This is a genomic window from Pontibacter aquaedesilientis (genome assembly GCF_014773225.1).
GTDB lineage: Bacteria > Bacteroidota > Bacteroidia > Cytophagales > Hymenobacteraceae > Pontibacter > Pontibacter aquaedesilientis.
This window is the reverse complement of record NZ_JACXAJ010000006.1, coordinates 52,676-71,573: the sequence shown is the minus strand read 5'-3', so window position 1 is coordinate 71,573 and position 18,898 is coordinate 52,676. Positions and strand designations below refer to the sequence as shown.

Annotated in this window: 21 protein-coding genes; 9 read left to right on the top strand and 12 right to left on the bottom strand. The window is 50.3% G+C overall.

Annotated features, from left to right (window positions below):
- Positions 1 to 242: 242 nt before the first annotated feature.
- The 5 genes from H9Q13_RS12695 to H9Q13_RS12675 all read right to left on the bottom strand — a co-directional run bounded on the left by H9Q13_RS12695 (position 243) and on the right by H9Q13_RS12675 (position 4,458).
- On the bottom strand, positions 243 to 431 hold the full coding sequence (locus H9Q13_RS12695; protein ID WP_191184187.1) for a hypothetical protein: 189 nt from the start codon (positions 429 to 431) through the stop codon (positions 243 to 245).
- Between the two features lie 288 nt (positions 432 to 719).
- Positions 720 to 1,712, bottom strand: coding sequence for an AAA family ATPase (locus H9Q13_RS12690; protein WP_191184186.1), 993 nt, complete (start codon positions 1,710 to 1,712; stop codon positions 720 to 722).
- A gap of 117 nt (positions 1,713 to 1,829) precedes the next feature.
- Positions 1,830 to 2,297 (bottom strand): hypothetical protein, encoded by a 468-nt coding sequence (locus H9Q13_RS12685; protein WP_191184185.1) that lies wholly within the window; start codon positions 2,295 to 2,297, stop codon positions 1,830 to 1,832.
- A gap of 360 nt (positions 2,298 to 2,657) precedes the next feature.
- Positions 2,658 to 3,044 carry a hypothetical protein gene (locus tag H9Q13_RS12680; protein WP_191184184.1) on the bottom strand — a complete coding sequence of 129 codons (387 nt, stop codon included), beginning with the start codon at positions 3,042 to 3,044 and terminating at the stop codon, positions 2,658 to 2,660.
- A 304-nt stretch (positions 3,045 to 3,348) separates the two neighbouring features.
- Positions 3,349 to 4,458 (bottom strand): hypothetical protein, encoded by a 1,110-nt coding sequence (locus H9Q13_RS12675; protein ID WP_191184183.1) that lies wholly within the window; start codon positions 4,456 to 4,458, stop codon positions 3,349 to 3,351.
- Between the two features lie 34 nt (positions 4,459 to 4,492).
- On the opposite strand from H9Q13_RS12675, the gene H9Q13_RS12670 reads away from it, so the two are divergent.
- The 3 genes from H9Q13_RS12670 (at position 4,493) to recO (ending at position 6,506) form a co-directional block, all read left to right on the top strand.
- The gene (locus tag H9Q13_RS12670; protein ID WP_191184182.1) at positions 4,493 to 4,816 is read left to right on the top strand and encodes a 2Fe-2S iron-sulfur cluster-binding protein; all 324 of its coding nucleotides are present in this window, start codon (positions 4,493 to 4,495) and stop codon (positions 4,814 to 4,816) included.
- 125 nt (positions 4,817 to 4,941) lie between these two features.
- Complete coding sequence (locus tag H9Q13_RS12665; protein WP_191184181.1) at positions 4,942 to 5,532, top strand: thymidine kinase; 591 nt, start codon at positions 4,942 to 4,944, stop codon at positions 5,530 to 5,532.
- A 62-nt stretch (positions 5,533 to 5,594) separates the two neighbouring features.
- The gene (recO, locus tag H9Q13_RS12660; RefSeq protein ID WP_317173902.1) at positions 5,595 to 6,506 is read left to right on the top strand and encodes a DNA repair protein RecO; all 912 of its coding nucleotides are present in this window, start codon (positions 5,595 to 5,597) and stop codon (positions 6,504 to 6,506) included.
- A gap of 56 nt (positions 6,507 to 6,562) precedes the next feature.
- Here recO and H9Q13_RS12655 read toward each other — a convergent pair whose 3' ends face one another.
- From H9Q13_RS12655 to H9Q13_RS12645, 3 genes are read right to left on the bottom strand one after another with little or no spacing between them, the layout of a single operon-like run.
- Positions 6,563 to 7,108, bottom strand: a complete 546-nt coding sequence (locus H9Q13_RS12655) for an FKBP-type peptidyl-prolyl cis-trans isomerase (RefSeq protein ID WP_191184180.1) — start codon at positions 7,106 to 7,108, stop codon at positions 6,563 to 6,565.
- Between the two features lie 24 nt (positions 7,109 to 7,132).
- Positions 7,133 to 8,140, bottom strand: a complete 1,008-nt coding sequence (locus tag H9Q13_RS12650) for an FKBP-type peptidyl-prolyl cis-trans isomerase (RefSeq protein WP_191184179.1) — start codon at positions 8,138 to 8,140, stop codon at positions 7,133 to 7,135.
- Between the two features lie 25 nt (positions 8,141 to 8,165).
- A complete protein-coding gene (locus tag H9Q13_RS12645; RefSeq protein WP_191184178.1) occupies positions 8,166 to 9,185 on the bottom strand; it encodes a DHH family phosphoesterase in 1,020 nt (339 codons plus the stop codon).
- Positions 9,186 to 9,435: 250 nt separating this feature from the next.
- On the opposite strand from H9Q13_RS12645, the gene H9Q13_RS12640 reads away from it, so the two are divergent.
- From H9Q13_RS12640 to H9Q13_RS12630, 3 genes are all read left to right on the top strand, one after another.
- Positions 9,436 to 9,855: a nucleoside-diphosphate kinase gene (locus H9Q13_RS12640; protein WP_191184177.1), complete on the top strand. Its 420-nt coding sequence runs from the start codon at positions 9,436 to 9,438 to the stop codon at positions 9,853 to 9,855.
- A gap of 89 nt (positions 9,856 to 9,944) precedes the next feature.
- Complete coding sequence (locus tag H9Q13_RS12635; protein ID WP_191184176.1) at positions 9,945 to 10,337, top strand: T9SS type A sorting domain-containing protein; 393 nt, start codon at positions 9,945 to 9,947, stop codon at positions 10,335 to 10,337.
- A 3-nt stretch (positions 10,338 to 10,340) separates the two neighbouring features.
- Complete coding sequence (locus H9Q13_RS12630; protein WP_191184175.1) at positions 10,341 to 10,994, top strand: hypothetical protein; 654 nt, start codon at positions 10,341 to 10,343, stop codon at positions 10,992 to 10,994.
- Positions 10,995 to 11,074: 80 nt separating this feature from the next.
- Here the strand turns inward: H9Q13_RS12630 and H9Q13_RS12625 are convergent, their stop codons facing one another.
- Positions 11,075 to 11,377, bottom strand: coding sequence for a LysM peptidoglycan-binding domain-containing protein (locus H9Q13_RS12625; protein ID WP_191184174.1), 303 nt, complete (start codon positions 11,375 to 11,377; stop codon positions 11,075 to 11,077).
- A 218-nt stretch (positions 11,378 to 11,595) separates the two neighbouring features.
- Here H9Q13_RS12625 and H9Q13_RS12620 point away from each other — a divergent pair, with 218 nt between their 5' ends.
- On the top strand, positions 11,596 to 12,024 hold the full coding sequence (locus H9Q13_RS12620) for a lipocalin family protein (RefSeq protein WP_191184173.1): 429 nt from the start codon (positions 11,596 to 11,598) through the stop codon (positions 12,022 to 12,024).
- An 82-nt stretch (positions 12,025 to 12,106) separates the two neighbouring features.
- On the opposite strand, the gene H9Q13_RS12615 is transcribed toward H9Q13_RS12620, so the two are convergent.
- The 3 genes from H9Q13_RS12615 to dxs form a co-directional block, all read right to left on the bottom strand.
- Entirely contained in the window at positions 12,107 to 13,288 is a 1,182-nt protein-coding gene (locus tag H9Q13_RS12615; RefSeq protein ID WP_191184172.1) for an MFS transporter, read from the bottom strand.
- 161 nt (positions 13,289 to 13,449) lie between these two features.
- On the bottom strand, positions 13,450 to 14,220 hold the full coding sequence (locus H9Q13_RS12610; protein WP_191184171.1) for an alpha/beta fold hydrolase: 771 nt from the start codon (positions 14,218 to 14,220) through the stop codon (positions 13,450 to 13,452).
- A gap of 323 nt (positions 14,221 to 14,543) precedes the next feature.
- Positions 14,544 to 16,460, bottom strand: coding sequence for a 1-deoxy-D-xylulose-5-phosphate synthase (dxs, locus tag H9Q13_RS12605; protein ID WP_191184170.1), 1,917 nt, complete (start codon positions 16,458 to 16,460; stop codon positions 14,544 to 14,546).
- A 383-nt stretch (positions 16,461 to 16,843) separates the two neighbouring features.
- Between dxs and H9Q13_RS12600 the strand changes: the two genes are divergently transcribed.
- Both H9Q13_RS12600 and H9Q13_RS12595 read left to right on the top strand, forming a co-directional pair.
- Positions 16,844 to 17,614, top strand: a complete 771-nt coding sequence (locus tag H9Q13_RS12600) for a segregation and condensation protein A (RefSeq protein WP_317173901.1) — start codon at positions 16,844 to 16,846, stop codon at positions 17,612 to 17,614.
- A 122-nt stretch (positions 17,615 to 17,736) separates the two neighbouring features.
- Positions 17,737 to 18,798 carry a lysylphosphatidylglycerol synthase transmembrane domain-containing protein gene (locus H9Q13_RS12595; RefSeq protein ID WP_191184169.1) on the top strand — a complete coding sequence of 354 codons (1,062 nt, stop codon included), beginning with the start codon at positions 17,737 to 17,739 and terminating at the stop codon, positions 18,796 to 18,798.
- The last annotated feature ends 100 nt before the right edge of the window (positions 18,799 to 18,898 follow it).

Here is an 18,898-nt window from a genome sequence, read left to right as displayed (position 1 = left end):
TTTAAATTACTGATTGCGCCTAATGGGTGAGAAACATGGCTGCAATCAATAGCGGTAAGGCTTAGTCTCCCATGCCGCGACCCAAGGCCCGCCTCGAAAGAGCGGGCCTTTTTAATGCGTGCCTGGTGCTGCGCCAATCGCAAAATCAGGAACCATACCTATGCGCAGCTTTTTGTTATGAGGTATGGCAGGGTTATTACTGAAAATCAAGTTGGCCGTGCATCAGTCCACCGCTTCAAGTTTTAGAAATCGGCTGTGGTGCCGCCATCTCCACCCAGGTACTGGAAAAGGAAATAAGCCAGTACTGCCAGCACGATAAGGCCGAGGCAACCAATACCACCGCAGCCGCCGCGTCCTTTTCCGCCACCAGCGCCGCTTCGGCCACCGAACAACTTGCTGAGAATCCAGAATTTAAATAAGCCTCTTAACATAGTCTATACCTTAGATTTGAAAATGTTGCCTGCTCTGAAGGTGCTGGCGCACAGCTAAAGCAGCGGTAAGACTTACGGCAATGCAAATGAGCTAGTTGAGCATGCAGGCTGTATTCTTCCCGGAAGGTATAGGTATAGGTATAGGTATAGGTATAGGTATAGGTATAGGCGCGACTATGGTTAACCCAAATGCTTCATACAGTATAGGTGTCTGGGTTTAGAATAAAGCAGAACCGCCTTGCGCTAGGTATAGGCAAGGCGGTTCTATCTCTGAGGTTTGCTTGGGTTTTAGCTGATCGGCACTTTTCTTAGAACCGCCTCTATAAAATCTTTGGTGCGAATGCCGTCGGCCTCTGCTTCGTAATTGAGGATGATGCGGTGGTTCATTACGTCATGGGCGACTTCCTTGATGTCCTCTGGCAGCACATAGTCACGGTCGTCGAAGTAGGCGATGGCTTTGGCAGCACGGTTAAGGGCAATACTGGCACGCGGCGATACGCCAAACTGAATGTAATCGGCAAATTCGCTGAGGTCGTACTCGGCGGGACGGCGGGTCGCAAACACCAGTTCGATGATATACTTCTCCAGCGTCTCGGAAATCTGCACCTGGTTGATCTCGTTGCGGATGGCAAAGATGTCTTCCTTGGAGAGTACTTTGTTTACGGAATCATTGAAGGCCATATTGGCCATCCGGCGCATGATCTCAAGTTCGTCCGACTTCTTGGGGTAGTCAATGTATACCTTCATCATAAAACGGTCTACCTGCGCCTCGGGCAGTGGGTAGGTTCCCTCATGCTCCACCGGGTTTTGGGTAGCCAACACCAAAAAGGGAAGATCCAGCTTGAAAGTGGTCTCGCCAATGGTCACCTGTTTCTCCTGCATGGCCTCCAGCAAGGCCGACTGTACCTTGGCAGGAGAGCGGTTCACTTCGTCGGCCAGGATCAGGTTAGCGAAGATGGGACCTTTCTTGACCTCAAACTGCGAAGCGTTCTGGTTATAGATCATGGTGCCGATGAGGTCGGCGGGCAAGAGGTCGGGCGTGAACTGTATACGCTGGAAGTCCAGGCGCAGAGCGCGGGCCAAGGTGTTTATGGTCAGGGTTTTGGCGAGTCCGGGTACGCCTTCCAGCAAAATGTGCCCTCCTGTGAACAAGCCGATCAGCAGTCGGTTCACCATGTAGGACTGACCTACCACAACTTTCCCCACTTCCTGAAAAACCTGCTTTATTTTCTGCTGGTGGTTTCTCACCATGTCCTGGTACACTAATTCTTCTGCTGGCATACGTCAAATGCGTTTAAAGGCCTTAAATATAGCGATTCTGGGGGACGGGCGCAATTAATTGACCGCCAGCCTGCAGCGGAAGGCAAATGAGGGAGGACCAAACATGAAAAAAGCGCCCTAGGCGCTTCTTCTGTGTTCTGTCTCGAATATCGGGGTGTCAGGCATTTTAGTGGCCTTTAGGGTGGCTACCCGTTCGTGCTTAGCCTGCCGCACCAGTTCTACCATACTGCTCAGCCTGTTCTCCTCCACATCCTCTATCGGAAGCACCAGAGTGGTATAGGGCGACTCAATGTGTATGCGGTGCTGGCGCGTCATCAGGTATAGCATCAGAAAGAAACCGCCGAGCAAGGCGAAAGAATCATTGAAATAAACGAAGAGCGTGGCTGCAACGCTGGCTACCAAGTAGAGGGGCTTGCCCGTAGCCTTGATCTGCCAGGACGTAATGTCCTCCAGCATAATGGCTTTGCTGCTGCGAGCAAACCAGTTTAACTGACGCTGTATAACACGGTGCGTCGTCAAGGTAAGCTTCTTGTCCACTGTCTGGATAAGGTACCTCTCCCCATCAAGTAATTTTGTTACTGCCATACCGGATGGAGTATTAAGTTTGTTTATTTTCGTATGTAGGCGTAGCGCGTGTATCACAGCTTTTTATTGGTGTTGCTCTGTATCCAAGATTCCTTGGCGCACCAAATGGTTGCATGCAAATCTGAGACAAAGATAAAAAATATTAATGCATCTACGATAGCTGCAATTGGCTGTCTTTGTAAAGTTATAATTGCAACCGGGTAGCATTATTACTACGATTATTTGTCTGCTTAGATAATAAATGAGCCCTCAGGTTTAATGGGTTGTCAAATAAATTTATAGATTTTTATATTTATATATAGAAAAAGCCATCCCGATAACACAGGATGGCTTTTTTTGAATTTTTTTGCCCGGTAAGGACTAGGCGGTCAGGTAAAAATCGCCTTCATGGCCATGGGCCCGCTGGTTTTTGAACCGAGCGATATCAGCCTGCATATTCTCGTAAATTTCCAATATTTCTTCTGAGTCATTGGTGAGCGGCTTGATATGCTCGCTCAGCAGTTTGGCGGCCAATGGGTAGAACTTAGCGTCATCGGTGTTTTTGGCATTCACCTTAAAGCTTGTTACATGCGTCTCAAGTTTTTTCAGGGCCGGATAGTCGCTCTTGAACTCCTGAATGGTGTCGCGGAGTTTCTCCCGTATCATCAGATATAAATCTTCTTCGAAAGTCATCCCGAAGTCATCCTCCTCTTCTTCGTCATCGAAGCTGTAGTTTAAATCGTCATCGTAGTCGAACTCGTCTCTCATGGCTGATAATAAGGTTATTTATAATGGTTTGTACGCGCTCCTGCTCGCTGGTTGTTGCATAAAGTATACTGATTTGAGGCGCAACAGATTCAGAAAAACGGCGCATCGTACGTTAGCAAACACCAAAGAAACTGCATAAATAATGCTTAGCCCGCTTATTTGCAATGCTTCGGGTAAGCCCAAAGCCGAATTATTTTTTTGCGAAAGCAGTTGCTCGCGGTAGTGGCTTGAATGTAAAGCCTATACCTGCCAATAAAAAAAGGCCTGCTCCGGAGAGAGGCCTTTTTTAGGTATCGGGTTGTTATCAGGCAAATTTTCGCTCAATCAACCGGATTAGTTTGCTGACATTTTCCTGCTTTTTGCTCCAGTCATACTTGTGAGAGAGCTCATGCAGCACAAAATGCCGAGCCTCGTCCGGGTTGTTGTATTCGTCCAGTTTCTGGATGGTATGGTAGTAGGTCATGTTGTCGCCGTCGAACAACTCATTGATAAAGCTGAATCGCTGGTTAATGGAGATGGAGTTCTTGAGTGACTCTATCTTCCGGTTGCTCAGTGAGTCGGCCACAGAAGACGAAACCGGTTTGCTGAATTTCTCATTCATGGTCGGTCGCTCAGCCCGGAAGCGCTCGTTGAGGTTGCTGTCGGCTACGGCTGCTGGCCTTGTGGCTGCTGCCACTGGAGCCGAAGCCTCCCGTTGTGCCATATGGATGGGCGCTACCACGTCTTTTTCCTCCACTGGGGCTGCAGGAGTAGGTTTTGCCGCATAGGCTGCCAGGCTTGGTGCCTGTGGTGCTGCCTGGCAAATCTCTTCCTCTGTGATAGGCAGCAGGCTGTTGAAAGTGGCCACCAGTTCAGACAGAGGGGCAATGCTTTCTTTGTTGGCGTTCAGGTATAGCCTGAAGCGGCTCAGGATGTAGTCGCGGTCGCGGTTGGATGGCGAAAGCGTACCCACAAATCCGGAGAACAAAGCTTTGTCAAGGTCGATGTACTTGAGGTTTTCCTGCAGTTTCGGCAGGGTGATCTCCTCCTGTATGCGCAGGAATTTTTCCTCGAATGTTGCCGCCGGGGCCAGTTTGAGCAGGAACGTGTCGTAAATGGCCTTTTGCAGCAGCGGCTCAAAAGCGTCACGCTTGATGAGGATCTTGCGCGAGAGCACATTCATGAAATTGAGCAGGGCCTCCTTTACTTCTTCGTGCTCATAGTCGAAATAAGGGCTGCGGAGGTTGGCCATTTCGTGGTGCCACTTGAGCAGCAGTTCCTTGATCACAAAAAGATTGATCTGTTTGATAGGCGTAAAGCCAATCAGCTGAGGACCATTGATGGTATCGTGGGCTGCAAAGTGACGGTCACAAAGCAGATTTGCCAGCTCTTTGCTGTAACGTTCCAGGCGTAATTGATTATATTTGTCTTCCATTGGTATCGCTTTCTCTCGTAAAGTTATAAATAATATGCCAAAGTTAACCGTGCAAAACCTGCATGATTGTGAAGTGGAGGTTGCTCCCGGTCAAACGCTGCTGCAAGCCCTTCAGGACGCCGGCATCGACTGGATGCATGCCTGCGGAGGGAAAGGGCGCTGCACCACCTGTCGCATAATAGTGCAAGAAGGGATGGAGCACTTCGGTCCGCTAACGGCAAACGAAGAGCGCTACCGGAACAACGACCGCCTAAAGGATAACGAAAGACTGACCTGCCAATGTACATTGGAGCATGGAGATGCCCGGGGCAGCGTGCCACAACAGACCATGCTGCCGCACATGCAATACAGTAGTTAGAAAGTTTAAGAGTTTAGAAGTTAAAGTGGCTTGCAGGCACAGGTCGCGACCTGTCCGAATCGTGCACCTGACAATCAACGAACAACGAATAACAATCAACGGAATTTAGCCATTTTAATAAATAGATGTTTATAGAACCGCGCGTGGGAAATGATAACCACGCAATCAGAAGAGGGTGGATAGAGGTGATCTGCGGGTCAATGTTCTCGGGCAAAACGGAAGAGCTTATCCGCAGGCTCAACCGGGCCAAAATCGCCAAGCAAAAGGTAGAGATTTTCAAACCAACCATCGACAAACGCTACCATGACGAAGATGTGGTGTCGCACAACGCCAATGCCATACGCTCCACGCCGATAGACTTTGCGCAGGATATGCTGCTGCTGGGTGGCAGTTGCGATGTGGTAGGTATAGATGAAGCCCAGTTTTTTGATGAGGGCCTGGCCGAGGTATGCGTGAAGCTGGCCAACAGCGGCGTGCGGGTGATCGCCGCCGGCCTCGACATGGACTATCTGGGCAAGCCCTTCGGGCCGATGCCGGCGCTGATGGCTGTGGCGGAGTACGTGACAAAAGTGCATGCCATTTGCGTGCAGTGCGGCGATATTGCTACATACTCTTATCGGAATGCGATTTCGGAGCACCAGGTACTGCTCGGCGAGACAGAATCTTACGAAGCCCGGTGCCGCCATTGCTTTCAGGAAGGTCTCAAGAAGAAATAAGCCAGGCGCTATACCTGTTTCTCCCATTATATACTTGCCAAAGCACGCCCTCTTAACTGGAAGTGACAACCCAGGCCACTGCCGCTATACCTGCAGGCCTGCCTGGTTTTGCTTTCAGGGGCTTGCCGGGTTATGGGCAGATCTGTGTAGGTATAGCGAGCGGGTTGACAGTTGCATATGCCGGCACCCAGCTATACCTGCTGCGCCTTTCCGGCCTTAGAGGCAAGCAAACCTGTATCAGTGAAATAGCCGTACTGGAAGAAATGTTAGTCAAAACAAGAGGCATCGTCCTGAACTATATCAAGTTCCGTGAGTCGTCCATCATCGCCAAGGTATACACCGAGCAGTTGGGGGTGCAGTCGTACATCGTGAACAGTGTGCGCAAAAAAGGCCCTGGTTCCCGCATTGCCCTCTTCCAGCCTTTCACGCTGCTCGACATGGTGGTCTATACCTCGCACAAGGGCGGACTGACACGGATCTCTGAATATAAAAGCGCCTACCCCTTCTCATCTATCCCTTTCAATATTCTGAAGAGCAGCATCCTGCTGTTTTTGTCAGAAATGGTATCGCGCACGGTGAAGGAGGAGGAGGAAAACCCGGCGCTGTTTCACTTTCTTTACAACGCCATCATCGAGTTTGATGAACTGACGGAGCATTTCGAGAATTTTCACCTGGTCTTTCTGCTGCATTTGAGCCATCATCTGGGGTTCGGTCCTAGCAATGCGGCTGAGATCATTGAGCAGGTGGCCTTCTCAGCCAATGCGCAGTCCAATACCGGGGCGCCGCCGGTGCTGGCGCTGCAGGCCTACGAGGTGTACTTCGACCAGTTGCTGCAAAACCCGCAACAGGCGGCTATACCCAACGGGAAGGTGCGCCGCGAAATGCTCTCGATCCTCATACGCTACTACCAACTGCACGTGGAGCGACTGGGTGAGATAAAATCACTGGCGATACTCTCGGAGGTATTGGGCTAAAACAGGAAGGGCGATGTAATTTACATCGCCCTTCCTGTTAATGAATTGACTACAGCCTAGCGTGCGCTCAGCACTTTGATCTCAAAGATCAGCACGGCATTCGGAGGTATAGAGCTGCTGCCGTAAAAGCCGTAACCCAGGTAGGAGGGTATAAACAGCTTGGCCGTTTCGCCTACGCGCATCAGTTGCAAGCCTTCGTCCCAGCCTTTGATCACACTTCCGGCGCCTACCACAAATGAGAAAGACTGCCCTCTTTCGTAAGAGGAGTCAAACTTAGAGCCATTTACAGTCCAGCCAATATAGTGTACTTCCGCACGCTGCCCCAGCTTTACCAGATCGCCGTTGCCTGCCTCTAAAGTCAGGTGGTAAAGGCCGCTGTTTGTCCGCTGCACGGCAGTGGTGTCCACTTTGTTCGTCCGGAAATATTTGCGGATCGTCTCTTCGTCAATCTTCTTCTGCTCCTCCCGCTGCTCTGGCGTCTGGTAATACGGGTTCTGAAACTCCTGCTCTTTGCAGGCAGCGAATGAAACCACAATGACGAAGAATAGGAGTACTTTCGCTAGCAGACCGTTAGTCGCTTTGCTTTTGGTAGTCAGGTTCATAAGAAGAGATAAGAGGTGATCGGATTATTTTTTGTTGCCCATGCCTGGTTGAGCATCAGGCGCAGATGCGGCTTTGGCAATATCAACAAGCTCCACGTCGAAACGCAGGATAGAGTTGGCCGGCATTTGCTCGCCGCGTGCCTGCTCGCCGTAAGCCAGCGGAGAAGGAACAAGCAGGATCGCCTTGCTGCCTTTGCTCAGCTGCGCGATGCCATCGTCCCAACCCTGGATCACCTGGCCCTGACCAAGCGGGAACGTGAAAGGCTGACCGCCGTTCATCGGGTTGTCATAAGAAGACTCCAGCTCTTTGCCATCCAGGAAAGACAGTTTGTAGTGTACCGATACGTTGTCACCGGCTTTGGCTTTCTCGCCTTTGCCAGGCTGCGTGATCACGTAGTAAACACCTGCATCAGTCTTTTGTACGTTCTTCAGACCTTTTTCTTTGATGTACTCCTGTATTTTGGCGTCGTCGATTTTGATCTGCTCTTTGGCGCGCTCCTGCTGGGCTACCATCTGCTCTTCAAACATCTTCTGCTGGTCAGCAATAGCAGCCTCTTTCGACTGTACTTTCTCCGCTTTCAGGTAGAAGGTGAAGTGTGAGCCAGGCTTGATGAACGGAGGCATTGGCTGGTTGAAGGTCTTGGCAAACAGGGAGTCCGCGCTGATCTTGAACACGCCGCTGTCGCCGGCACGCATCATGGTGAGGGCATTCTCAAGGCTGCCTTTGAAAGTAGGCTCCATTACCGGGATCATGATCGGTTGGTTCTGCTGGCGTGAGTCAAACAGCAGGGAGTCGCTCTCAGTGCGGTAAGACATGTGCATGGTCACCACCTGGTCCATACGGGCACCGGTTGTGTCGTTGGCGTCTATTTCGCCGCGGTTCTCATACTCGCCTTTGTCGTTTTGCTCATAGATTCTATAAGACAGGCCATCAGCCGTAGTATAAAATTTATCATCGGCTCCTTTGTTGCAAGATTGGAACGCAAGAGCACCGGCCAGAACCGGCAATAAAAATTTTGATTTAGATAGCATGGATTATGGTTGGTATAATATTGTGTTACTTAACAGAAGCCAGCAGTTGATCTTTGTACTGCGGCAATAGGCGCTCGAACTTCTCAACAGTCGCCTCCAACGAATCGATGGAGATGCCACCGGCCGCGTTGCGGTGTCCGCCACCGTTAAAGTGGGCGCGGGCAAAATCGTTTACCGAAAATTCTCCCACTGAGCGGAAAGAAATTTTCACGGCCTGCGAGCGGTCGATGATCACGGCTGCAAAAACAATGCCCTCAATGGAAAGCGCAAAATTCACCAGCCCCTCTGTATCGCCTGTTTTGGAATCGTAGGCTTTCAGTTCGTCAGCTGAGATGGCAATGTAAGCCGTCTTATACTCGTGGTGCACCACCAGTTTGTCCTTCAGGGCGTAACCCAGAAAACGCAGGCGTAACTCCGATGAGCTGTCGTAGATGAGGCGGTGTATGTTGGAGGTATTCACCCCGATGTGCAGCAGGTCGGCTATGATCAGGTGCACGTTTTTGGAGGTACTTGGATGGCGGAAAGAACCCGTGTCGGTCATGATGCCGGCATAAAGGCACTCGCCTATACCTGTGTCGATCATGTCGCCGTCGCCCAGTGCCTTGATCAGGTCGTAAACCAGCTCGGCAGTAGCCGCCGCCTTTGGGTTGGAGAAATCCAGATCGGCAAAGTCTTCGGGCTGCAGGTGGTGGTCTACCAGCACTTTCGTGCCTTTGGCTTCGCGGATATAGTCACCCATCTCGTTGATGCGCGACAGGTTGGAGAAGTCAAGGCAGAAGATCACCTGTGACTCGCCGATGATGCGGCGCACCAGGGCGTCGTTTTTCTCGGAGTACACCAGCACATCGTCGTTGCCTTCCATCCAGGTCAGGAAGGTGGGGTAGTCAGAAGGGGTGATCACCGTAACACGGTGCCCCAACTTTTTGAGATAGCCAGCCAGTCCCAGCGACGAGCCAAGTGCGTCGGCGTCAGGTTTATGGTGAGTGGTGATCATCACCTCTTTAGGTTCTCTCAGGAGCTCTTTGAGAGCATTAATATCGTGCATAATGCTTGTTATAAATCCGCTGATTAGTAGGGATATAAGCCGCAAATTTCTGAAATAATAACTTCTAAAACAATAAAATAGCGTTTTTAAGACGCTTAATGCCCTGGTAGGGGCGTTTCCTGAATAGAGCGGGAGGGAGCCTATCGTAAATATTTACAGAAAGTATAAGCCAATTGCTGCTATAATTGAGCTAAATGCGCTAATTTTGCAGCTTCAAAAAGAAACATACACACATTAACAGTAAATAGACATGGCTGGACAGATCACATTTACCATGATTAAGCCGGATGCGGTAGCAGAAAACCACATTGGCGGCATTACCAAAATGATTGAAGAAGGCGGCTTCCGCATCGTGGCGATGAAGAAGACAAGACTGACTGAGGAACGTGCCGGTAAATTCTATGAAGTACACAAGGAGCGTCCTTTCTACGGTGACCTGGTAAAATACATGTCTTCTGGCCCGATCGTAGCCATGATCCTGGAGAAAGACAATGCAGTAGAAGATTTCCGTAAGCTGATCGGTGCTACTAACCCGGCTCAGGCTGAGGAAGGTACTATCCGTAAGGTATACGCCAAGTCTATCGAGGCAAACGCCGTACACGGCTCTGACTCTGACGAGAACGCGCAGATCGAAGGCGATTTCTTCTTCGCTGCTGACGAGCGTTTCTAAGCTGCCAAAGATTACTTATTGATTGAAAAGCCTGCCGGACGGTTATAGTTTGGCAGGCTTTTTTTATCTTCATATTCAGAAATTGAGATATGAGAAAAAATCTATACTTAGCTGCCATCTGGGCGCTGCTTTGTTTGGTTAGCTGCCAGCATACCAGTCCAGAGCCGGACTTCTCTGGTCTGCAGAACATTTCCTATGCCGTACACCAATCTCCGGGCACAATGAGCGGTGAGGTTGAGGTGAGGGTATTCCCAAATCCATTCTTTCGGGAGGTGAACATTATGGTGCATAACCCTGCGGCAAAAGATGTTGCTATATTTATTTCCGACGAAAAAGGGAAATATACCAGGAAGTTTGAACTGCCTGATGCGAACAAAAACTATCTGCGCGTAGATTTTAACGATATGCCCAAAGGTGTATACATCTGCGAGGTGCAGCAGGCAGGAAAAGTTGACAGATACCGTTTGATCAAGACACAGTAACAGATGAAAGCGCTACTTTTTAAGCTGACATTTTTGGTTGCAACTGCAGCTACGGGGCAAGATGCATCCTATGGTCTTACAGGAAGATTCGGAGCTTACAAGACCATTGTGAGCAGCAGGGAGCATGTCGGTTACGATAACAACTATGGCCCTGGAATCCAACTCGAATTGGGCGCCTGGATCCGATTGCATGCAGGCGGGAAAAATGGTGTGCAATTTTCTTTGTTGCAAGGATTGGAACGGCAAAGCGGTGGAACGTATTTGGCAATTGATGAGCAGGGAAATAGTGTTGCAGACATTAAAACCAGGTATGGCAGTCTGTCAATCAGCGCTGCGGCACTCTATTTATATCGTTACAGTGACAGAGTAAGCGTGGGGGTGGGTTTTGCAGGCAAGTACAAATACGCAGCCATCATGGCAATGCAGAAGATTGAGTATCGTGGAGGGTATACGGCAGGCGGTAATAATTACTATAATGATACCTATCACCGGAAACTAAGCCTGTATGTACCCTTGGAGGCGCAGGTTCAAGTTGGGGAGCGTTTTCAGGTTATTGGACAAGTGCAGGTGCCCTTTAGCAATAGAATCGTAGCGCAAGAATCTGCTTTTAAAGAGCGGGATCTGGGGCTTACTTTAGGAGTAAGCTATACCTTATAGCCTTACTTAATTAAAAAATAAAAGCAAAACAGCCGGTTCAGTTATGAACCGGCTGTTTTGCTTTCGATATCAGGAAGTGGCTACTGCTTCGGAATGACAAACTGCTGGCCTGGTTTGATCAGGTCAGGGTTGTCGCCGATGGTGGCCTTGTTCGCTTCATAAATCTTTTTCCAGGCGTTGGCATCTCCATAGTAGTGCTTCGCAATCTTGGAAAGGGAATCGCCGCTCTTCACGGTGTAAGTATCCTGACTGGTTGGCTGTGCCGTAGGTTGCTCAGGCGTATTTTGCTTAAAGAATGTACTGTCGCCAGGCTGGCGGTTCGTTGGGTTAGGAGCCTTGGCAGGTTCTTCCTTCCCTCTCTTGAAAAAATCACGCAGTCCCATATTTCTTAATTTTTATCGTCTTAATTATTTTACGGTGCAGGTATAACTATACCTGCTGCTTAGTTAAATACGCCAATAGGTACACATGGTTGTGCAGGGGCCAGAGCGAAACCCTAACAGCAAGTATCACCAACTTTCACTTTGCTTTGCGCGTAATCATTGCACGTCTGCTTTCGCGCAGACAAGCAGCATACAGATGACATGTCAAACCAAAAACTATGAATAAAATGAATCTCAATTTGAAGCAAGTAAAGAACTATTGGTCTTTTGTGATGGCCTTCCTGCTGGTGGCCGTAATGAGCAGCTGCGGGGGCGATGACAAAGTGGGTAATGAAAACATGATTTCGGGGGGCAGCAGCAAAACCTGGAAAGCCGACAAGGAATTAACGGCCTCTGGCGACAAAGACAAACTGACCAAGGAGGAGAAGCAGGAAACCATGCAGTTCTACTCAGACGGTCGGTTTGCGATGAGCGGCGGCGGTTCCCTGGAAACGGGCACCTGGTCATACGATCAGGCTGGCAAACGCCTCTCCCTCACATTTGAAGGGCAGGATATGTCAGAAAACTTCACAGTAGAAAAACTAACTGAGAAAGAAATGCACCTGGTGGCCGGCGATGGCTCCAAAATGGAATTGAAAGCCGACTAGGTATACAGCAAACCTTGAAAAGGAAGAGCCGACCAGTTTTCTGGCCGGCTCTTCTGTTTAAGCAGGTATAGCATTTCTTTCTCTAGCTAATGAGTAGCCTGCGAAGAGCCCCCAAACCCAGCGCCGGACCGATGGCCAGCAGCGCAAATACAGCATGGATTGGCAGTAAAGTGAGCAGGAAGCCTGTAAGTTGTATGCTCACCACCGTAATGGCAAATCCGATGGCTACCACTATCGTCAAAGCAGTGCCCACCAGGTGTGCGGGCGCGGTTTTGGCGGTCAGGGCTGAGAACTGGGGAGAGTCGCCGGCTACCACCACACCCCAAAACAGCAGGAAGACTACCAACACAAGCGGGGCCTCTACCTGGAACATAAAGACAGAGAGCAAACAGCAAATGCCGGAAAGCAGCAGTTGCACAAATGCCACCCGGGCACTTCCCCATACCTGCGACAGGTAACCACCGCCAATGCAGCCTACGGCACCTGCCGCAATCACCAGGAAGGTATACACAGACACTTGCCCACCCGATAGTTGGGGGGCTATAGTAACCAGAATCAATGGCGTGAAGGCCCACAAGGTATAGAGTTCCCACATGTGGCCGAAATAACCAAAGGCAGCCGCCCTGAAAGCTTTATCACGAAAAGCCTGCAGCATGTTACCCATTTTGAAGGTAGCCCCCTTGCTCAGGAAAGGCCCGTCAGGCACCAGCAGGTATAGTAAAACTCCGCCTATTGCTGCCAGCATGCTGATGGCCAGCAGCACCTGCTGCCAGGGCAGCGTGGCACCGAGCCCACGGATGAGATGCGGAAAAGCAGTTCCCAACACCAAGGCCCCTACCAGGTAGCCAATAGCCTTGCCAAGCCGGGCACTATACCAGCTAGCTGCTATCTTCATACCGACCGGATAAATGCCAGCAAGCAGAAAACCTGTTATGGCGCGAAGTATGAGTACGGGTACCAGACTGGCTGCCACAAATGGCACTAAGGCATTGGCTATAGCCCCGAGCAAGGCACAGAGCATAAAGAGCAAACGGGGAGAGAATCTGTCAGATAATGACAGGAAGGCAAACACCAGTGTGCCGGCAATAAATCCAAGCTGTACCGCCGAGGTCATCAGGGCCAGTGCCCCTTCCTGCAATTGCAACGAAGCTTGCAGCTCAGGCAACACCGCATTCCCTGCAAACCAAAGCGAAGTGCCCGCAAACTGCGAGAACACAATAGTGGGCAAAATGCGTGCAGGCGGGGCTAGGGGCTGGTCAGGCAATTGAGTTAGAAAGTTAGAAAGTTTAGGAGTTTAAGAGTTGGGAAGTTAGAAAGTTGCATGCAGGTATAGTCAGGGGGGTGTTTGGAGGGATAGGTCGCGACTTATCCGAATTGTGCACCAACAATCGACAATTTAACAATCAACCATTTAACAATTCAACCTCACCCGTAAATTGTCTCGGCGAATTTCTCAAGTGCTTTACGGGTCTCATATTTGCGCTCGAACATGCCCATGTGGCCAGTCTTGCCCAGGAAGTAGACCATGCTGTTGTCAGGTAGGTGGCATTGCTCCAGGGCTTTGTCGAGCGGGACGGCGCCGTCTTCTTTGCCAAAAATAAACAGCACCGGAAACTTGGCAGACGCCAGCACATTCGTCCTGTCAGGCCGGTCGCGCATAGCAGCCAGGCCGCTGGTTACACTTTCTTTCGGCGTACCGGTACCAATCTGTTTCATAAGGGCAATTTCTTTTTTCAGTCTTTCCCGGTTTTCGCTGTAGAAGAGCGGCTCGATAAAGGACTGCATGAATTTTTCTACCCCATGTTTCTCTACAAACTCGATAGTCTTGTTGCGGTTTTCTTTCTTCTCGTCGGTGTCAGGTAGGGCAGAAGAGTGGAACAGGCAGAGGCCATGGAGCATGCTGGCGTATTTTTCGGCAAAAGCCATCCCTACATAGCCCCCCATGGAGTGGCCTATGAGCAGACATTTCTTTATTTTCAGCTCGTCTAGTTTTGACTTGACAAAGTCGGCCATACCTTCCATACTGTAGTCGGCTATACCTTGGGTGTTGTCGCCGAAGCCGGGCAGATCCAAGGCAACGGTTCTGAATTTCTGCTGTAATGGTTTTGCAAACTCAGCCCACACGTCTTTGCTCTCGCAGAAGCCGTGCAGGAAAACAAGGGTGTCGCCAGAGCCATGGTCGGTGTATGTATGCATATTGTCAGAATCAGGATTTTCAGGATAAAAAAGAATTTTCAGGATTGAGTTACCTGGTACATTTCAGTAATGTTCGTCTGTAAGGACATCGTGACCGCTCCGCACGTTCTCTCAAAACTATCCGTATTGTGCACAAGTAATTCTTCTGTCTAAAATTAGGGTTTGAAAGGTGTATCGCAAAGGATAATTTCTGGTTTCATTTAATAGGCTATACCTCGTAGAAGTAAATCGCCATCTGTTCATACAAAGTATAAACAAAAACCCCGCAGCACCAGAGGAACTGCGGGGTTTTTCTTATTTCTTTTGTCAAAAAGTCCTTTGTCTTATACCTTCACCCTCACGCCGATCATCTCTCTTACGGTGTTCTCAATGGCGGTAGAGTCAAAGCCGGCGTCGCGGTGTAACTCCAGCTGTGAGCCGTGTTCGAAAATGGCGTCAGGTATACCGAGGCGCTTTACTTGTGCTGTATAGCCGTTATCGACCATAAACTCCAGCACCGCGCTTCCGAAACCGCCCTGCAGGCAGCCGTCTTCCACAGTGATCACTTTGCTATACTTGCTGAAAATGTGGTGCAGCAGTTCTTCGTCCAATGGCTTGCAGTAGCGCATGTCATAGTGGCCCGGGTTTATACCTTCGTAGCTCAGTTTCTGGCAAACATCCACAGCATAGTTACCGATGTGGCCGAATGTCAGGATTGCTACCTCTTCGCCTTCCTGCACCGTGCGGCCCTTGCCAATCTGCTGCAGCTCCAATGGGGTGCGCCAGTTTGGCATCACACCCTCCCCACGAGGGTAGCGGATCGTGAACGGTCCAGCGCCTTCCTGCGAGGCGGTATACATCATGTTGCGCAGCTCTTGCTCGTTCATAGGGGCAGCTACCACCATGTTCGGGATGCAGCGCATATAGGCGATGTCGTAAGCACCGTGGTGCGTCGGGCCATCAGCTCCGGCAAAACCGGCACGGTCGAGGCAGAACACCACATGCAGATTCTGGAGGCACACATCATGTACCACCTGGTCGTAACCGCGCTGCATAAACGTGCTGTAGATATTGCAGAATGGCACCAAACCCTGCGTGGCCAAACCAGCAGAGAACGTAACCGCATGCTGTTCGGCTATACCTACGTCGAATGCACGGTCGGGCATGGCCTTCATCATAATATTGAGTGAGCAGCCAGACGGCATGGCAGGCGTTACGCCCATTATTTTGTCGTTCTGCTCAGCCAGCTCCACCATGGTATGGCCAAACACATCCTGGTATTTAGGCGGCTGTGGCGTATCGTGGTGCTTTTTATAGATTTCACCTGTTATCTTATCGAACAGGCCCGGGGCATGCCACTTGGTCTGGTCTTTTTCGGCCAGGGCAAAGCCTTTGCCTTTGGTGGTGAGCACATGTAGAATCTTCGGCCCGGGTATACGCTTCAGGTCTTCCATCACCGACACAAGGTGGTTGATGTCGTGGCCGTCAATCGGGCCGAAGTAGCGGAAATTCAGACCTTCGAACAGATTGCTCTGCTTCGACAGCGTAGCCTTGATGCCGCTCTCTATCTTAGAGGCGATGTGCTGAGCGTTGGGACCAAACTTGCTGATTTTGCCGAGTACATTCCACAATTCGTCACGCAGTTTATTATAAGTGCGGGAGGTGGTGATGTCGGTCAGATATTCTTTGAGGGCGCCCACATTCGGGTCGATACTCATGCAGTTGTCGTTAAGGACTACCAGCAGGTTGGCGTTCGTTGCGCCGCCGTGGTTAAGGGCTTCAAAAGCCATACCGCCCGTCATGGCGCCATCGCCAATCACAGCGATGTGGTGCCGGTCGTCCTCGCGCTTATATTGCGAGGCCACGGCCATGCCCAAGGCCGCCGAAATGGAGGTGCTGGAGTGGCCTACACCAAATGTATCGTATTCGCTTTCTTTTCTTTTGGGGAAGCCGGAGAGGCCACCGTACTTACGGTTGGAGTGGAAATTGTCGCGACGACCAGTCAGGATCTTGTGCCCGTATGCCTGGTGGCCTACATCCCATACCAATTGGTCGTAGGGTGTTTCGAACACATAATGCAACGCGGTGGTCAGTTCCACCACACCCAGGCTGGCGCCAAAATGACCGCCGTGGATCGATACCACATCGATGATGTATTGTCTTAGCTCCTGGCTTACCTGCAGCAGTTGCTCTGGCTTAAGTTTGCGCAGGTCGGCAGGCGTGTCAATAGAGGCAAGCAGCTCTCCGGGTTTAATGATCATAGAAATGTCTTTATAGACTTCCAACAAATTTTTCCGGCAAAAGTTTGCTAAGTGCAAATGACAGTTGTCCGGACAAAACGTAAAGTTAGTAAAATTCAGAACACAAGCTGCTATTTCTATTCCCTGTCTTGTTGCGGCAGCCAACGTGAAAGTATGCTGGTAGTGGTGTAAGCGGCTGAAAGTCAAGCATGATGACTAGTGTTGGAACTTAACGGCTGGATCTCCACTTGATAATGATATCCTTATACAGTTGCCAGCCTGTTTTGTTCGGTAATCATGGGCCAGCAGGCCTTAACCGAGGCGGATACCCTGCTAATTCATCCGAATAAATTAGTATTTTTGTACATCTGTCGCGCTCAGCGCATTAACCTAAGGCCAGAGAAGTGAGTTTCGAAATAAAATTACCGTTGTTTGAGGGCCCGTTCGACCTGTTGCTCTTCTTTATTGAGCGTGACGAGCTGGATATTCATGATATTCCGATCTTCCAGATCACCAATGAGTTCATGGGCTACCTCCGGCAACTTGAGCAGCTTAACATAGAAGTAGCCAGCGACTTCATACTCACGGCTGCCACGCTTATGCGCATTAAGGCCAAGATGCTCCTGCCCCGCACCGAAAAGGATGAGCAGGGCAATGAGATAGACCCGCGCCAGGAGCTCGTGCAGCACCTGTTGGAGTACAAGCGTTACAAGGCGGTGCTAGGCGAACTGAGTCAGATGGAAGAGACCCGGTTGGCGCAGGAGAACCGTGGCAACATCAACGAGGAACTGCAGCAGATCGCCAATGCCAACCACTTTGAGTACGAGCTGCAGGACCTAAGCCTCTATAAGCTCATGCGCGTGTTCGATAAGGTGATGAACCGCTATGAAGAGGAGCAGAACCGTCCGAAGCATACCGTGCTTACCTATCCGTATACCATCGAAGACCAGCGCGATTACATTATGCGTACACTCGAGGGCAAGCAGCAGGTGGCATTCTCCGAAATCATCCAGGCTTTCCCGGATAAGATCGGCATGATCTTCAACTTCCTGGCCATTCTGGACATGCTGCAACTCAACCTGATTGGTATAGAAGTGGGCGATGGGTTCAACGATTTCACGATCACAGTAGCCGACGGAGAGGCTGCCCAGGTAACGCAGCTTATCCTGGAGTAAACGCTCAACTTCTAAAATCTTCAAAAAGCCCAACTGTTTCCGTCGAGTTGCCGAATAGTTAAGTAGTTTTGCACGTCAGCAACAAGGAGCACCCGCGGAGGAGCTAGGTTACAATAGCCTGCATGGATCAGAACAAGAAGACCATACTTAAGAACTTTAGTCCGATCAAGATCCTGATCCCGGTTTTTCTGGGCTTAGGGGCTACGGCATGGCTATTCATAAAAGATGACAAGCTGGACGACCTGAAAGGTATAACCGAGGCCAATTGGTGGTGGCTGTCGGCGGCGTTGCTGGTGCTTGTGATCCGTGACCTGGGCTACATGTACCGCATCCGAAGCCTGACTGATAAGTTTCTGAGCTGGCGCAACAGCCTCGACGTGATCATGCTATGGGAGTTTGCCTCAGCCATTACGCCATCGGTCGTGGGCGGCACAACCATTGCCACCATCGTCCTCAACAAAGAAGGTATACCACTCGGTAAATCGCTGGCCTATGTGATGCTCACGGCAGTGCTCGACAACATGTTCTTTATCTTAGCGGCCCCTATTGCGCTGTTGGCTACTCAGGGAGAGGTATTCCCAGACTTCGGGCTTTCTGCCGCTGACGTCAACGCACTCAAAACGGCTTTCTATGTTAGCTATTCTCTGATAGCAGTCTATACCTTTGTCATGATCTATGCCCTGTTTGTAAGGCCGCGTGCTTTCAAATGGATTCTACTGAAACTAACCGGAATTAAGTTTTTACGCAAGTGGCGTGTCAACGCCTTTCAGCATGGCAACGAGATCGTGTGGGCTTCACAGCAACTGCGGGGCAAAGACTTTAACTATTGGGCACGGGCCATCATCTCGACCATTTTTGTGTGGAGCGCCCGCTATTTCCTGCTCAACTGCCTGATCGCGGCTTTTACGGACGTAACCCTGAGCGAGCACATGCTCATCATCTCCCGCAACCTGATCTTCTGGATCGTGATGCTGGTAGCCATTACGCCAGGTGGTGCCGGTATTGTAGAGATGGCTTTCCCAAGCTTCTTCGGCCTGTTCCTGGGCCGCTTCAGCAATATTGTAGTGGTATTATACCGATTGATCACCTACTACCCCTACCTGGTGCTGGGCTCTATCTTCCTGCCCCGCTGGATCGCCAAGGTATTTGGCCGGCAGGCTGTGGAGGATGAGGTGAAGGTGTAAATTCAAGCACAAAATAATTTTGATGAAGGGTAAAATACTTTGAGTAGAAGAGGTGGTGCAAGGGAGATTCTTGTGCCACCTTTTTTGTTATCGGAGTATA